Genomic DNA, 14,875 nt, shown 5'->3' with positions numbered 1-14,875 from the left:
GTCCGTTGCCGCTGGCCCGATTGACGAGTCAGCGGCGGGTTTCAGGCGTCGAGGAAGGTCGTCGCATTGGCGACGAACGTCTCCGGATACTGATAGATCGACCCGTGATTGGAGTCCGGATAGACGATCAACTGCGCGTTCGGCAGATGCTGCTGGAGCGTGAACGAATGCCTCGTCGGAATGATGACGTCATTGCTGCCCTGGACGACCAGCACGGGCTGCCGGATCGATTTCAGATACTCCAGCGCGCTATCGTTCGGCACATGCCACTTGCCGATCGCCTCGCCCTGGGCGGCAATGGTTTGCGCGCTCACCTGCGGATCGCGATCCCGACGACGCAGCTTGCGCTCGAGAAAGGCAGGGCCGGCCTTCTGGCTGGCTTCGGAAGGTCCAAAATGGACAGAAAGCCACAAATGTTCGGGCGGGTCATAGCTTCCGGCGAAGATTTCCGCAGAGCGGCTTTCCGACATGTCCTGCGAACGATGCCCGGTGCCGACGAGGATGATCTTGCGGACAAGGTCACCGCCCTGCAGCGCGATCTCCTGCGCCACGAAGCCACCAATCGAAATGCCAAGTACGTCGACCTGGGTCAGACCCAGCGCGCGAATGAAGGCGATCGCATTGGCGCCCATCTCCTGGAAACTCGTCGGCGTCTCGCCCGAAGAGCTGGAGACGCCGGCATTATTGAAAAGGATCACTTCCCGGTCCTTTGCAAAACCATCGGTTACTGCCGGGTCCCAGTGGTCCAAGGTTCCGGTGTAGTGCTGATTGAAGACAAGCGGCAAGCCGCCCTGCTTGCCGAACCGGCGGTAGGCGAAGCGGATGCCGTTAGCCTCGACGAATTGGGTCGGCGCTGTATCGTGATTGATGCTGTTCATGGTTCAATCCTCTTTGCTCCGACGAGCCGACCAGTAAGTTGACGGCCTGCCGGAATTGACGGTTTCGTGCTGCAACGGTGTCAATATAGAGGGCAGTCACGCCACGTACTAGCCATGAAACGAGGTTATGACCTATCCCGAATGTGCATAGATCAAAGGTAAGACGTTTAGAGGAATACGATGGACATCAACGCATTGCGGATTTTCTGCCGGGTCGCTCGACTGCAAAGCTTTTCCGCCGCCGCGCGGGAGCTTTCAATCTCGCAATCGCAGGCCTCGCGCGCTGTTGCCGATATCGAGGCCGAGTTGGGCACGCTTCTATTGGCGAGGACGACACGCGCCGTTATTCCGACCGAGGCTGGCACCGACTATCTCATTCGCGTTGAGACCGTGCTCGACCAGCTTGATGATGCCGGACAAAGCGTCAGGCAAGACGAGCTTCGTGGAACGCTTCGCGTTGGGATGCCGACGAGTGCCGGCGTACGGGAGATTATTCCCCGACTTCCCCGTTTTGCTGAGCGTCATCCGCTGCTGCGGATTGAGATTCTGCTCGACGACCGTCGCCAGGACCTTGTCCGGGACGCAGTCGATGTCGCCATCCGGATAGGAACCTTGCCGGACTCTAATGCGACGGCGCGCCTGCTCACCAGCTACGCACGGCTGATCGTCGCCTCCCCTGCATATCTCGCCCGGTGCGGCACGCCCATGTCACCGGACGCGCTTGCCGGTCACCGGATCGTGTATGGACCTGCGGCCACTGTCAGTACCGCCTGGACGTTCACGCACAAGGGGATAACCACCAATGTGCCGATAGAGCCCAACATATCGTTCAGCGACAACGAGGGCGCGGTTGCGGCTGCGAAGGCTGGCTTGGGTATTACTTCGATAGGATACTGGGCCTGCCGCAGGGAGCTCGAGGAAGGATCGCTCGTGCCGATCCTCACCGACTGGTCGATGGTCAGCACCACGGTGCATGCCTATTTCCCCCTCGGCCGCGCGACCCGGACGGCGGCTCGCGCCTTCATCAATTTCTTGTTGGACGAGTTTAGCGAAAGCGTCGACGCGACACGCGCTGGATGATGTCGCAGCATCTCAGTCACGCATGCTGACCGTTCTTGAGACGAAAACAGCCATCTATTTGCGACTGCTCACTGTCTGAAGCCGGTCCCGGATTTCTCCGGCTTCTCGGGAAATTCTATAAAGCGGCGCAGCGCATTTAAGCGGCGCAGCGCATTTCTTTCGTGCCCCCTTCGCTGGAATTGTCACATCGGGCAGCCTCCCTATGGTCATTGCCCCGGACAGCGGCCTCGCCTGAAATATCCGGGTATCCGGGGGCGGAGGGTTCGCACTTATCCCGATCTGGAATGAGCTCTATCCCTTTTCGCGTCTTCCCGGCGCACAGCGGAATGACTAAATTTCGCTTCGTCGAATCGCGGCGTGCGACGCCAGGTTTGAAGCGCAGGTCGGTATCGCCTTTCTCAACCCTATATTTCAAGAGGTTTCACATGTCACGCATCATCCAGTTTTCCAAAGCCGGTGGCCCCGAAGTCCTCGAGTTCGTCGACACGCCGGTACGCGCTCCCGCATCGACCGAAGTACGTCTCCGGGTCAAGGCGATCGGGATCAACCGTGCAGAATCCATGTGGCGCACCGACATCTATATCGAACCCGTCAGGTTCCCAGCCGGCTTGGGTTATGAGGCTGCAGGGATCGTCGACGCAGTGGGCGCCGACGTGACCGGCATCGCCGTGGGCGACCAGGTCAGCGTCATTCCCTCCTTCTCGATGAACCAGTACTTCACTTACGGCGAGGTGATCACCGTGCCGGGCTACGCTGTAGTGAAGCATCCCGGCTCGCTTACGTTCGAAGAAGCGGCATCGATCTGGATGATGTTCTTGACGCCATATGGCGCGTTGATAGAAGACGCCAAAGTGGGAAAGGGCGACTTTGTCATCGTTTCTGCCGCGTCCAGCAGCGTGGGTCTGGCGGCAATCCAGATCACCAACTACGCAGGCGGGACTCCGATCGCATTGACCCGGACCCCGGCGAAGCGGGAACCGTTGCACGAGGCCGGCGCAGCACACGTGATTGTCACTGACGAAGTGGACATGGTGGCTGAAGTCATGCGTATCACCAACGGCAAAGGCGCGCGTGTCGCGTTCGATCCGATCGGCGGGCCGAATTTTCCGAAGCTGATCTCCGCGCTGTCGTTCCAGGGCACGGTCTATCTCTACGGTGCGCTGGCCGAAGGCGATACGCCGATACCCGTGCTCGAGATGATCGCCAAAATGCCGACCATCAAGGCGCACAACGTCTGGCTCACGACCGGCGACGAAACGCGGCGTCAATCGGCGGTCGAATTTATCGTCAAGGGCCTGGCGGGCGGCGCGCTGAAGCCGGTCATCGATCGCACCTTCACCTTCGACGAAATGCCCGAGGTTCACCGCTATCTCGAGAACAACGGCCAGTTCGGCAAGATCGTCGTAACCGTGTAGCGGAGATGGGCCGGTCCGTCCGATGTCTCGCAAGGCGATTCATCCGGATCTGGAATGGGCCCTATCCCGATTCCCCGCTATCTGAACCTGCATCGAATCCCTACAGTTCATTTCAACGCATCGCGTGAACCTTCGGTCCCGGATGCTCAACCCACTCTTGAAGGAAAGATCATGAAGAAGCTGTTTACTTCCGCGAAGGTCGGTGCATATACCCTCAAGCATCGCGTCGTGCTCGCGCCGATGACGCGTGTACGCACACTGCAACCCGGCGACATTCCGAGCCCGATGATGGCTGATTTCTACGGCCAGCGCGCGTCGGATGGCGGTCTTGAGATCATCGAGGCGGCCAGCATCTCCGTTCAGGCGCGTTCGTACCTGGGCGCGGCGAGCATCTATCACGACGACCAGCATGAAGGATGGAAGGCGATCGCCGACGCGGTGCACGCAAAGGGCGGCCGCGCGTTCCTGCAGTTGATCCACGGCGGCCGTCAAAGTCACGTCGACGTGACGGGCGGCGCTCATCCGGTCGCTCCGTCCGTAGTACCGTTCGACGGCGTTGCGTTGACGAAGGATGGCTTTGTTCCCGCGTCGCCGCACCGCGCGCTCGAGATCGGGGAAATCGCCGAAATCGTCGAAGACTTCCGCCGTGCCGCGGAGCGTGCAAGGAAAGCCGGCTTCGATGGCGTCGAGCTCCATGCTGCGAACGGTTACCTCGTCGACCAGTTCATTCAGGACGGCACCAACAGACGCACGGATGCCTACGGCGGCCCGATCGGGAATCGCGTGCGTTTCCTGCGCGAATCGCTCGAAGCGCTGATTTCGGTGTTCGGCGCGGACCGTGTGGGCGTACGCATCTCGCCGTCGGGCGAATGGGGAGGCATTTCGGACAGCAACCCCCAAGCGACGTTCAGCCATGTCGCCAAGGTGCTCGATTCGTACGGAATCGCCTATCTGCATGTGATCGAACCGCGCGTCAAGGGCGACGATACGCTGCACGAAGGGCATCCGGCCGTCGCCGCCGCGTATCTGCGCCCGCACTTTTCCGGGCCGATCATCGCCGCAGGCGGTTTCGGCCGCGACAGCGCGATAGCCATCGTGGAATCGGGCGACGCGGACCTCGTCGCGTTCGGACGTCACTTCTCGTCGAACCCGGACCTGCCGTTCCGGCTGCAGCATGACCTGCCGCTTACGCCTTACGTGCGCTCGGCGTTCTGGGGCGGCACCGAAGAAAACTACTCGGATTTCCCGACGTATGAAGCGCCGCAGGCCTCGCACCGCATAGCGGAAGAAGCGGACGACGTGGCCGATACGAAAGCCGCCTGAAGACGCATGCCCGCCTTGCGCGAAGCCGGGTCAGCGCGCGAAGCGGGCATTGCCCGTCCGGATCTCGTCGACCATGAAACAGGATCGAAGCATATCGAAGTCCGATGCGGATGCGCTTGCTGCAATGGCTGCAGCCTCGGCTGCGATGCCTGGCATATTGCGCGCCGGCGCCCGCGTGCCGCCATTCACGTTGCCCGACAGGCAGGGCAGCAAGGTCTCGCTCGATCATCTGCTGATGGCCGGACCCGTTGTGCTTGATTTTGTGCGCGGCGCCTGGTGCGCATATGGAGAGGAAAGTCTCGCGCACTTCGCGTCGGCGTATGACCGGATCACGGCATTGGGCGCAAAGGCCGTCGCTGTCGCGCCGCATGGCCGGCCTGCGCACGCCGGTGACGCATTGCCGATGCCCGAACTGATCGACATGGATATGAAGGTGGCACGTGCGTTCGGACTTGCGTTCGACTTGCCTGCCGAGCTTCGGACCCGGTACCTCGCGCTTGGATATACCCCGCCGCGCACGCAAATCGCCGGCAGCTTTCTTGTGCCGATCCCGGCAACGTACCTCATCGATCAGGACGGGCTAGTCGTACTCGCGTACGTAAGCGTCGATTACCGAACGCGTTTCGACAGCGAATCTCTGATAACGGCGCTGCAGGCGCTGACTGTGCGTCGTAAAACAGGCGAACGCGCAGCGCGGCAACTCGTCATGGGCAGGCGGCGCACGCGCCATGCAGTCTGACCGTCGCACCGGTACGCCGTCGCGTACCGGCACGGTTCGACCCGCGCGTCATGCGATCTTCAATCCGCGAACTGAAAGAAGGTGCGGCGCAAACTCGGGAGCGAGGCATTCCTCAACGAATGCAACAAACTGGCGAGCCTTCGTGCTCGCCAGCCGCCCCGTCGGATAGACGGCCGATAAGGGGATAGTAGGCAGCATCCAGTCGTCCATGACGGATACGACTTCGCCCGACTTCAATTCCGGCGAAAACGCCCATTCCGAAGCGACTGCGAGTCCCATACCCGCGAAAACTGCAGCGCGCAGGCCTTCCGTTGCTGTGATCTTGACGCGGCCTTGCAGTCGGACCGACAACTCGGCAGTCTCGCTGCGAAAAGTCCAGTCTTCTCCGCCGCTGGGTTCACGCGTATAAATGACTGCGCGATGAGCGATCAGATCGACGGGGGCGGCGGGCGTGCCGTTCTGTTCGAAGTACGACGGCGTAGCCAGCACGCGCCGACGTGCTTCGCCGATGCGGCGCGCGGTCATATTCGAATTGGCCAGGTCGCCCATACGCAGCGCCACGTCGATACCTTCCCCGACGAGATCGATGTTACGGTCGTCGAGCACGAGTTCCAGTTCGAGCTCCGGGTGGCGCTCCAGAAACTCCGGCAGGCGCGGCACGATATGGAGCCGCGCAAAACATACCGCAGCGGACACACGTAGTTTGCCCTTCAGCGCGGATGTCGTTCCACGCGCCGCCAACACTGCTTCGTTCGTTTCCTCGACGGCACGTATTGCGCGCTGGTAAAACCCTTTGCCCGCTTCCGTCGGTGTGAGCGCGCGTGTCGAGCGCAGCAGCAACTTCGCGCCGAGCCATTCTTCGAGCTGAGCGACTGCTTTCGACACGGCCGGCTGGCCAATATCGAAGTGCCTGGCCGCTGCGGAAAACGAGCCCGTATCGACGACGCGGATAAAGATTTCAATTGCCTCCAGGCGGTCCATCCCGACTCTCCCATCGAGGGCTGCTGCCCGGCTTCGTGCGTTCCGTGACACGACTCCGGAATGCGAAATCTGGCCGCGAGTGCGGTTTGCCGCCCTCGTGCGAGGTGGCGCACAGCATACGATGCGCCGCCGTCCAGATCGTGAAGACTGCATGTTACTCCCTGACATTACTCGATGCGCGCGGGGCAAGGGTGTCCGCCAGCACCCTTTTAGCGGACAGACCGCGCGCCCTCTCTGTCGGCACCGCAGAAGCTGAGACGAAAGACGCTGCGCGTACTTTCAAATAAAGGCATACGGCGCGCCAGCGTGGAGAGCCGTCATGCTTTCTCACTATTCCCGGCGTCGAGCCATGCTTGCCAGGCATGCCGGTGAGCCTGGAAAGTCTTTTCCCGCCGCGCGCCGAAACGCTACTCTGCATGCACGAGATAGCGCATTTCACACGAGCCGGACGATATCGCCGTCGCTGCCGCGTGACTCGCGTCCAGTGACGGGAGCGGCATACCAGGCAATGGATGTTGCGCGCTCCTCTGGAATCGAAGCGCTCTCTGCGTTGCGTTTGACATGAACTTATCCAACTGGAGCCGCAAAATGAACCAACCCGTCGTCCTGATCACCGGCGCCCTCACGGGCATCGGCCGCGCAACCGCTTTTGCATTCGCCCGCACGGGCGCGCGCCTCGTCGTGTCGGGCCGCCGCGCCGCGGAAGGTTCGGCGCTCGAAGCCGAATTGCGCGAGGCGGGCGCACAAGCCTTCTTCGTGCAGGCTGACGTACGCCGCGACGAAGACGTCCGTCACCTCGTCGACGAAACCGTTGCCCGGTTCGGCCGGCTCGACGTTGCAGTCAACAATGCCGGCACGGAAGGCAGACCGGGACCGGTGGTCGACCAGACCGCCGAGAGCTACGCCGATACCTTCGACACCAACGTGCTCGGCACGCTGTTGAGCCTCAAGCATGAACTCCGCGTGATGACCGCGCAGCAGGCCGGCAGCATCATCAACATATCTTCGACTTACGGCCATGAGGGCGCAGCATTCGCTTCGGTGTATGCGGGCAGCAAGCATGCCGTGGAAGGGATCACGAAATCCGCTGCGCTCGAGGCCGCCTCGGCGCGCGTTCGCGTCAACGCCGTCGCTCCGGGCCCGACCGACACAGGCATGTTGGACCGTTTCACCGGCACGCCGGAGAACAAGGCCTCGCTCGCGGCAACGGTTCCGCTCGCGCGCATCGGCAGGCCCGACGACATCGCCGCGGCGGTGCTCTACCTGGCGAATGACGGTGCTGCGTTTGTCACAGGGCAGATCCTCACGGTCGACGGCGGCAAGACAGCGGGTTGAACATCAACGCGGATTCGCCTTCCTGCTGAACCGGCGAAGCCCAATACAAGCGACACGTCTGCATGGAACCAACAATGAACACCGATCTCACCTTTTTCGAATCGAAGGCCTCGCCCAACTCTCGTCGGGTTCGCATCTTTCTTGCCGAGAAGGGCATCGAATTTCCCACCAAAGCGGTGGACCTCGGCGCCAAGGAGCAATTCTCCGATGCCTATGTGGCGATCAACCCCCGCCGCCAGGTCCCCACGCTCGTGCTGCGAGACGGCACAGCGATTGGCGAAGTCCCGGCAATCTGGCGTTACGTTGAAGAGGCCTACCCCGAGAAGCCCGCATTGCTGGGCACGACGCCAACGACGAAGGCGCTCGTCACGATGTGGGAGCGGCGTGCCGAACTGGACGGATTCTCGGCGGTGATGGAGGGCGTCAGGAATGCCGTTGCCGGGCTGAAAGGTCGGGCGCTGTCGGGTCCGCATGCGTACGAGCAGATCCCCGAAATCGTCGAGCGCAGCAAGCTGCGCGTCGCGCACTTCTTTGCCGATTTCAACGACCGTCTCAAGACCGTGCCGTTCGTCGCGGGCGACGCGTTCTCGGCGGCCGACATCACGACCCTGGTGACGATCGACTTCGCGGCGGGCGCCATGCAAATGAGCATTCCTGCGGGCTTCGACGCACTGCAGGCGTGGTACGACAAAGTCAACGCGCGTCCATCGTCGAAGGCATGACGACCAGCGCAAGGTAGCCCGCCGCGATCGATGCCGTGCGCTCAGTATCGGCGCGGCCGGCTTCCTCGATTCGCCGCGCCGCCGTTAAGCGCCGGAACCGCCGCCGGAACCGCCGCGCCAATGTCACCCGCATCCGCTGACTGCTGCGTCAGTGGAAAGATGGCATTGAGCGCGGCTTTCGCGTCGCCTTTCATGTGTCTGAGCCGGGCAAGGCTCAACGAGCAACGCGACTGCCACGCAAGGAATCCGTGTTTCTGGGCCATCTGAAGGGCATCGGTCAACATCGATTCGGCCGCCGGCATCGCTTCGTCGCCCCGGGTCGCGACCAGCACCTCCGCCTGCGCTCGCCATAGCTCAGGCAGAGCGCACCTGTCGTCGGTTCGAATCGCGCGGGCCACCGACGCCTCGATGACTTCGGCTGCCTCGGTAATCATGCCTCGCCGGCACAACGCCTCGGCCAGCGCCGTGATGTAGGGCGACAGCGACACATAGAAGCGCTTCGATCCAATGTTCGTCATTGCCGGGGCGATCGTCCGGGCGAAGGCGGCCGTGTCGCCCGCGCGCAGATCGAGCAGCCCTTGCCACATTTGCGCACGGGCGCGCCACGTCGAAATACTATGACGCCGCGTTTCGGCCACGAGAGACGCGACGGCCTCACCGAGCGCGGCATCGTCGCCACGCAGCAAGGCCAGCGTGCAAACGGCTTCGCTTAGCGCATAACAGATCGAAACGGGATGATCGAACTCTCGCGCATCGTCAAGCGACTGTTGTGCAGCCTGCCGTGCCGGCTCCACCTTGCCCATGAACCACAGCGTGAGGGCGAGCGATGCGTGAGACAGCATCTTCTCGTCGTACAGGAAGCGCATGCGCTGTGCGCGCGTCAGCGGCTCAGGGTCATTCGCAGCACGTTGCAGGTCCGCAAGCGCCCAAGGGAGATCTCCGCCGAAAAGATGCGACATGCCGCTCAGCCGATTGGCGGCGAGACGATCGCATCTGCGCGACGACGTCGACGCGAGTTCACTAAAGCGATGAGCGAGCGGGATGGCTCGCGCATATTCGCCGTTCAGGTAGTGGCACATCCAGCGCCCCCACATGCCCAACAGTTGATAGTCCGGGTTGCCGACCCGAGCCGCAATGTCGACGACCGATTCGAAGGCATCGCTGGTGAGGGTTGCGACGGTATGGCAAAGCAGACACATCCCGCGCGCCGCATGAAGCTTCATATGCCGCTCGTCGAGCGGACCGCCTTCGACCGACAGCCATTCGAGCGCGCTGTCCACTTTCTCGAGGCACTCCTGAAGCAGGGCGAGATGCATCAGAAACGGAATGCTGGCGACCGTGAGTTCGACCGCGAGCGCCATGTTCCCTTCAGCGCTGAAGCACCACAGCATCGCAGCGCGCAGGTCGTCAAGATGCGGCACATAGCCGTTTGCCCAGTCGACGTCAGCATGCAGTGCCGTCCGCCGCTCGGCGGTCCGGAAAATCTCGAGGAAATAGCGCGCGTGCCGCCTCGACCATTCGCGCATTGCACGGCTCGCGCGTAGCGCCTCCCGCGCGTACGCGCGAGTCGATTCGAGCAGCCGATACCGGACATGGCCGCCACCCGAGGCCATCGAAACAAGCGACTTGTCGACGAGCTGCATCAAGGCCGTCACAACTGCGTCAGGCGAAACTGCCGCGCAACTCGCCATTTCCTGCGCGGATGCCAGCGTGAACGTCCCTGCGAAAAGACTCAGCCGATTCAGCACCGACCGCTGTTCGTCGGACAGCAGGCCGTAGCTCCAGTCGAGTGTGGCGCGTAGTGTCTGCTGCCTCGGGAGCGCTGTACGCGAGCCGTGCGTGAGGATCTGAAACCGGTTTCCGAGCCGGTCGGCCACGCCCTGCAGCCCGAGCGCCGGCACACAGGCCGCAGCAAGTTCCAGCGCCAGCGGAATGCCATCGAGCTGGCGGCAAATCTGCGATTTCAGCCTCAACGCTGCCCGTGAATCCAGGCTGAGTCCGGCATGCGGTCCGACCCGCTCCTGGAAGAGACGTACGGCACTGTAGTCGAGAGCGTCATGACAGTTGTCGTCCGGCGGCACCGCGAGCGACGGAACACGATAGACCAGCTCGCCAGCAACGCGCAGCGGTTCGCGGCTCGTGGCAAGTACGACCGCTCGCGGCGCGATACGAAGAAGCTTCTCGGCAATCCTGGCGGCCCCGTCGATCAGGTGCTCGCAGTTGTCCAGCACAAGCAGCAGATGCCGCGACATCAGGCTCGGCGCGAGCCGGTCAAGCGAAGACGTTCCGTCGCCCGGAGGGAATCCGAGCGCGACGGCAATCGTCGTGGGAATATGGTCCGTCGATGTGGTGGCCGCGAGTTCGGCCATGAACGCGCCATCAGCGAAATTCGGTGCCGACTGGCGCGCGGCTTCGCGCGCCAACCGTGTCTTTCCCACGCCGCCCGTACCCACGAGCGTCACCAGACGATGCGTTCGCAGGCCATGGCAAATCTCGCTTAAGGCAACTTCCTGGCCGATGAGAGGACAGACCTCTGCAGGCAGCGGCAGGCCTGAAAGAGTCGGGCCGTCCGTTGGCGCAGCAATGGGCTTATCCGGATTTCCGGCTTGCGGGAACAGTTCTGCGATGAACTGATATCCACGCCCCGTCACCGTGCGTATTGCCGCCCGATCGTCTCCGAGAGCGCGGCGAAGTGCGCAAACCTGAGCTTCGACAGTATTGCTTTCGACGAGCCGGTCGTGCCACACGCTCGCGATGATCTCCTGCTTGCTCAGAACGCAACCGCGCGTTTGCGCGAGAAGAAGAAGCAGATCGAACGCCCGATCTCCTATGTCGACCCTGATTCCACGATGCAGTACCTCGCGGCGGCGCGGCGCGACGACCGTTGCTCCGAAAGCGAAGTCACCGTGATGCGGCATGCACACGTCCATTCGGGCCTCCTCGTGACGAGGCGAAAACAGCGGGGGGCTTGTCTGCTATTCAGTACCAGAGAAGAGGGTGCCCGGTGAGGGTGCCCGGTCAGAGCGCGTATCGGATTTTACCGCCGGGCGGCGACGCAACGATGGGTCATACTGGACTCAACTTGCGTAGTCTGACATGAACCTTGGCTGACTTGTGGCCAACATGCTCGTAAGCGGGGGGGCAGGGGGCTGGCCTCACGCGTGTCGCCGGTATTGATCGGGCACCTCGAGAGCCGCGAGCACCGGCGAGAATCAGCTTCTTTCAGTACGTTTCAGCGCGCGTAGGGTTGTATCCAGCGCGCGTCACAATTTTTGGCGAACTGCCCGCCACCTCGGGCAACTTATTGCTTGATCTGGTCGATGCGCGACAGAAACGTCGACAGGATCGCGGAGCGGTTGTTCCGGTTATAGCCGACCACAAGGTCGATTCTCGGCGGTTCGCCCTTGAGTGGCCGGCTTGTCACCGACCAGGGGAGCAGCTTCTCGGCATAGGCGGGCAGCAGTGCAACGCCTCTCGTCGAGGCGATCAGCGACATCGCCATCGTCAGGTTGTGGACGCGATGCGCCGGCTCGATGGCGAGATCGTTTGTCGCCAGATAGTTATCGATCGCGCCGCGCATGGGACCGGCTACGTCCGAGCCACTGATGAACAGTTCACTCGCCAGTTCGTGCACGTCGATCTCATCGAAGGCCGCAAGGCGATGGTCGCTCGGCATCAGTACGACGAAAGGCTCGCGTGCGACCGTCACGTACTCGAGGTCGGGCCGGTTCGCTTCGGCACGCATGAAGGCGACGTCCAGCCGTCCCGTCGACAATCCCTCCGCGAGATCAGGGGAGTGCTCGCTCGACACCGTCATTTCGATGTTCTGCAGATCGCTCGCGAGCACACGAGTCGCCTCGCCGAGCCAGGTCACTTCCTGCCCGCTCAGGAAGCCCACGGCAAACGTCGGCTTCAATGGCCGCGCCGCCCGCCGCGCCGCCTCGCATGCTGCATCGACCTGCGCGAGGGCGAGGCGTGCATGGTCCAGAAATGCCTTGCCAGCATCGGTCAGCTCGATGCCGCGCGCGCTGCGCACGAACAGTTGCGCACCCACTTCGTACTCGAGGTCCCTGATCTGCCGGCTCAGAGACGGCTGGGAAGTGTATAGCCGACGTTCCGCCGCGACGGTCAGGCTGCCCTCCTCAGCCACAGCGACGAAATATCGAAGATGACGCAGTTCCATGCGCGTTCCTTTTAGTCATGCCTGACAGGTATGGGGATCAGCTTACAAAGTCTTTTTCGCGCGGACAAGTGCTGACTATCGTTCGATCACATTAGCCGGACGAAACCCTCCCTCGCCTCAACGTCAGTTATCTGCTGGAAGGACGATCATGCACACCCTGACAGGAAAGACCGCGCTCGTCACTGGCGCTTCCCGTGGCATCGGACGCGCCACCGCGCTTGCGCTCGCGCAGGCAGGCGCTCAGATCGTCGTTCACTATGGCCGCGGTGCATCTGAGGCCAAGGCCGTCGTCGCCGAAATCACTGCGGCGGGCAGCCGTGCCCGATGCATTCAGGCCGATCTGGCCGAACCGGACGGGCCGCGCCGGCTCGCGCGCCATGTCCGGGCCATTGTCGGCGAACGGCTCGACATCCTCGTTTCCAGCGCCGGCATCGCGAAGGTCGCCGCGCTCGAGGAAACAGGCGTGGAGGATTTCGACGAACTGTTCGCAGTCAACGTTCGCGCTCCGTATTTTCTCGTTCAGCAACTGCTGCCGATCATGTGCAAGGGCAGCAGCGTCACGCTGCTTTCCTCGCTCGCGGCGCACGCAGCCATCGGCGGGCTGTCGGCCTACTCCGCGACGAAAGGCGCCGTCGATACGCTCGTACGCCATTGGGCAGCCTACCTCGGACCGCGCGGCATCCGTGTGAACGCGGTCGCGCCCGGCGTGGTGCAAACCGACATGTCGAACTTCACCCGCACCGACGAAGGCCGCGACGCGACACTCAACCTGCAGGCCATCAAACGGCTCGCAGAACCCGAGGACATCGCCGCCGCCATCGCCTTTCTCGCCTCCGACCAGGCCAGATGGACGACTGGCGCGACGCTGCATGTCGACGGCGGCTCGAGCCGCTAGGCGCATCGACCGCGCCGCCGCCTTTTTTGGCAACCCAACACGATTCACGCAACGGAACACATCATGACGCAAACCACCTCTATCCAGCCCCCGCGCACGCGAAACTGGCTCGCTGTTCTTTCGGTCGCACTCAGCGCGACCGTGTTCTGCACGACTGAATTCCTCCCCGTCGGGCTACTGCGCTATATCAGCCAGGGACTGGGAGTCAGCGAAGGGACCGCCGGTATCATGGTCACGGCACCCGGTCTGCTGGCCGCCATCGCCGCGCCGCTTCTGACCGTAGCGGTCGGACGTTTCGACCGTCGGCGTGTGCTGCTGGGCCTGGGCCTGCTGCTCGTGATCTCGAATCTCTCGGCCATGCTGGCGCCGAATTTTGCCGTTCTCGTCGTGGCCCGCGCGCTGTTCGGCTTTGGCATCGGCGGATTCTGGGCGATCAGCGTGGGCCTCGGCGGCCGACTCGTGCAGCAGGAGCATGTCGGCCAGGCCACGTCGATGATCTTCGCGGGCGTCTCGCTCGGCATGCTGATCGGCGGCCCGGCCGGGGCACTGATCGGCGAACTGGCTGGCTGGCGTGCCGCATTTGGCGCAGCGCTCGCTCTGTCCGTTGCGGCGCTGCTCGCCCAGTGGGTTTCGTTGCCGTCCCTGCACGTCTCTCATCGGGTCGCTACGCGCGATCTGCTCGGTATCTTCGGGACTCGACCGGCCCGCATCGGGCTGATCGCGATGACGCTAGTCTTGTGCGGACAGTTTGCGACCTATACCTATGTCACCCCGTTCCTCGCGACGGTGTCCGGCTTTGGCGGCAGGGTCATCTCGTCGCTGCTGCTCGGTTACACGTTCATCGGTCTGGCCGGTAATTTCATCGGTGGCTCCGCCGCGCAGCGCAACGTCAAGACTACCTTGATTGCAAGCATCCTGTTTATCGCGGTGCCGCTCGCCATGCTGCCCGTACTCGGCACCAGCCGGTCGTGGGTGCTGGTCGCGCTGGCCGTATGGGGGAGCGCGTATGGCGCGCTGCCGGTCGCGCTGCAGATGTGGATGGCCCAGGCCACTCGCGAAGTGCGCGAAGGCGGCATGGCGCTGTTCGTCGCCAACTTCCAGATCTCGATTGCACTGGGTTCGTTCGTCGGCGGCCGGATCGTCGACGGGTTCGGTCTCTTCAACGCAATGTACTTCGGCGCGGGACTCGCCGTGGTCTCGATCCTGACGCTTTCGCTGACCGGCGGGCATCCTCGCAGGATCGACGAACCCGCGACCACCTGAACGTAATCCGGCGGGCGGCCTCCGCGCGGCCCGCTGCACTCTGCTATCCCACCAGGAGTTG

The 14,875-nt window shown here is 62.9% G+C and carries 13 protein-coding genes; 8 read left to right on the top strand and 5 right to left on the bottom strand.

Annotation, left to right across the window (positions count from 1 at the left end; translation table 11 throughout):
* Nucleotides 1-41: 41 nt before the first annotated feature.
* Nucleotides 42-878, bottom strand: a complete 837-nt coding sequence (locus tag C7411_RS26150) for an alpha/beta fold hydrolase (protein WP_110386915.1) — start codon at nt 876-878, stop codon at nt 42-44.
* A gap of 180 nt (nt 879-1,058) precedes the next feature.
* Between C7411_RS26150 and C7411_RS26145 the strand changes: the two genes are divergently transcribed.
* The 3 genes from C7411_RS26145 (at nt 1,059) to C7411_RS26135 (ending at nt 4,696) form a co-directional block, all read left to right on the top strand.
* On the top strand, nt 1,059-1,958 hold the full coding sequence (locus C7411_RS26145; protein WP_110386914.1) for a LysR family transcriptional regulator: 900 nt from the start codon (nt 1,059-1,061) through the stop codon (nt 1,956-1,958).
* A gap of 425 nt (nt 1,959-2,383) precedes the next feature.
* Nucleotides 2,384-3,373 carry a zinc-dependent alcohol dehydrogenase family protein gene (locus tag C7411_RS26140; protein WP_110386913.1) on the top strand — a complete coding sequence of 330 codons (990 nt, stop codon included), beginning with the start codon at nt 2,384-2,386 and terminating at the stop codon, nt 3,371-3,373.
* A gap of 171 nt (nt 3,374-3,544) precedes the next feature.
* Complete coding sequence (locus C7411_RS26135; protein ID WP_110386912.1) at nt 3,545-4,696, top strand: alkene reductase; 1,152 nt, start codon at nt 3,545-3,547, stop codon at nt 4,694-4,696.
* 30 nt (nt 4,697-4,726) lie between these two features.
* Here C7411_RS26135 and C7411_RS38435 read toward each other — a convergent pair whose 3' ends face one another.
* Nucleotides 4,727-4,909: a hypothetical protein gene (locus C7411_RS38435; RefSeq protein WP_243413358.1), complete on the bottom strand. Its 183-nt coding sequence runs from the start codon at nt 4,907-4,909 to the stop codon at nt 4,727-4,729.
* Between C7411_RS38435 and C7411_RS26130 the strand changes: the two genes are divergently transcribed.
* Nucleotides 4,821-5,435 carry a peroxiredoxin-like family protein gene (locus C7411_RS26130; protein WP_309147590.1) on the top strand — a complete coding sequence of 205 codons (615 nt, stop codon included), beginning with the start codon at nt 4,821-4,823 and terminating at the stop codon, nt 5,433-5,435. The genes C7411_RS38435 and C7411_RS26130 overlap by 89 nt on opposite strands.
* Before the next feature lie 48 nt (nt 5,436-5,483).
* Here C7411_RS26130 and C7411_RS26125 read toward each other — a convergent pair whose 3' ends face one another.
* A complete protein-coding gene (locus C7411_RS26125) occupies nt 5,484-6,416 on the bottom strand; it encodes a LysR family transcriptional regulator (RefSeq protein WP_110386910.1) in 933 nt (310 codons plus the stop codon).
* Between the two features lie 588 nt (nt 6,417-7,004).
* Between C7411_RS26125 and C7411_RS26120 the strand changes: the two genes are divergently transcribed.
* Entirely contained in the window at nt 7,005-7,751 is a 747-nt protein-coding gene (locus C7411_RS26120; RefSeq protein ID WP_110386909.1) for an SDR family NAD(P)-dependent oxidoreductase, read from the top strand.
* Between the two features lie 74 nt (nt 7,752-7,825).
* On the top strand, nt 7,826-8,473 hold the full coding sequence (locus tag C7411_RS26115; RefSeq protein WP_110386908.1) for a glutathione S-transferase family protein: 648 nt from the start codon (nt 7,826-7,828) through the stop codon (nt 8,471-8,473).
* Between the two features lie 41 nt (nt 8,474-8,514).
* On the opposite strand, the gene C7411_RS26110 is transcribed toward C7411_RS26115, so the two are convergent.
* A complete protein-coding gene (locus C7411_RS26110) occupies nt 8,515-11,403 on the bottom strand; it encodes an ATP-binding protein (protein ID WP_110386907.1) in 2,889 nt (962 codons plus the stop codon).
* A gap of 371 nt (nt 11,404-11,774) precedes the next feature.
* Nucleotides 11,775-12,656: a LysR family transcriptional regulator gene (locus C7411_RS26105; RefSeq protein WP_110386906.1), complete on the bottom strand. Its 882-nt coding sequence runs from the start codon at nt 12,654-12,656 to the stop codon at nt 11,775-11,777.
* A gap of 148 nt (nt 12,657-12,804) precedes the next feature.
* Between C7411_RS26105 and C7411_RS26100 the strand changes: the two genes are divergently transcribed.
* Nucleotides 12,805-13,551, top strand: coding sequence for an SDR family NAD(P)-dependent oxidoreductase (locus C7411_RS26100; protein ID WP_110386905.1), 747 nt, complete (start codon nt 12,805-12,807; stop codon nt 13,549-13,551).
* Between the two features lie 63 nt (nt 13,552-13,614).
* Nucleotides 13,615-14,814: an MFS transporter gene (locus C7411_RS26095; RefSeq protein ID WP_110386904.1), complete on the top strand. Its 1,200-nt coding sequence runs from the start codon at nt 13,615-13,617 to the stop codon at nt 14,812-14,814.
* The last annotated feature ends 61 nt before the right edge of the window (nt 14,815-14,875 follow it).

This window comes from Paraburkholderia silvatlantica, assembly GCF_003096715.1.
GTDB lineage: Bacteria > Pseudomonadota > Gammaproteobacteria > Burkholderiales > Burkholderiaceae > Paraburkholderia > Paraburkholderia silvatlantica.
This window is presented reverse-complemented; position numbering and strand designations above follow the sequence as displayed.